This window comes from Bradyrhizobium sp. Ken64 (genome assembly GCF_055807555.1).
In genome coordinates, this window is sequence record NZ_JBVVPA010000121.1 from 1 (window position 1) to 252 (window position 252).

1 protein-coding gene is annotated in these 252 nt (G+C 65.1%); it reads right to left on the bottom strand.

From position 1 onward, the window contains the following. The coding region (locus AC0L2F_RS35905) for a LysR substrate-binding domain-containing protein (protein ID WP_473251543.1) at positions 1–252 on the bottom strand (252 nt) is incomplete at both ends.

The following is a 252-nucleotide window of genomic DNA, read 5'->3' on the forward strand; positions in this document are numbered from 1 at the left end:
TGGATGACAACGGCCCTCCCACCCGCACGCTCTCCTGCTTGCCGTCGCGCTCCAATACCCAGACGCCGAAGGCGTTGTCGCGCTCCTTCAAGACCAGGCATTCATGGTGCTCCAGGTCACTCAGCTGCGCGGGTGTCCCGTGGCGTTCCAGGTAGCTGGGGGCGGCGCACAAGATGCGGCGGTTGCTGACCAGTTGACGGCCGATGTGCTGGCCGGGGATGTCGTCGCCGACACGAATTTCCAGGTCGAACC